The sequence below is a fragment of the Pseudoruegeria sp. HB172150 genome (assembly GCF_013184805.1).
Classification (GTDB): domain Bacteria; phylum Pseudomonadota; class Alphaproteobacteria; order Rhodobacterales; family Rhodobacteraceae; genus Psychromarinibacter.
On record NZ_JAATNG010000021.1, the window covers coordinates 1 to 505 of the forward strand.

Below are 505 nucleotides of genomic sequence, written 5' to 3' on the forward strand. Positions count from 1 at the left end.
TTTCTGTCGGGCGGGGTCGGAAATGATACGTTGTGGGGAGCCGGTGGCACTGGCGGTGCATATGAGGACTTGAGTCGGGATGTGTACGCCTTCGGCGATCATGTAGGGACCGGAACAGACACGATTGTCTACTTTGAGGATGGCAGAGACATCATCTTCCTGGTCGGTTTCCACATCACGGATATCGGCGACAGCAATTTGTCGATTTCCTATGACAGCAGTACGAATGAAAGCACGATAGTTGCCACGGACGACAATGTTCTGACAATTATCATGCGGGATTTCGACGCAAGACTTCTTACAAATGACGACTTCTACTTTTGGGCTTGAGGCAGGAAACTAGTGACAGAAATGAAAAATCCAAACCGAGATAAACTCGATACTGGTGATGGCGAGTTGGAAGTGATGTCCACTGATGACGTGGAACTGGGTCGAAGGACGGCGATCAAGACACTGGGCCGGGTCGCGCTTACCAGCCCGGTGGCGCTGATGCTCCTCTCGCCGT

General features: G+C 52.1%; 1 protein-coding gene. It reads left to right on the forward strand.

Features of this window, described 5'->3' with window-relative positions:
- On the forward strand, positions 1 to 330 hold a 330-nt coding region (locus HCO70_RS24555; protein ID WP_371742332.1), incomplete at its 5' end, for a hypothetical protein.
- Positions 331 to 505: the final 175 nt, after the last annotated feature.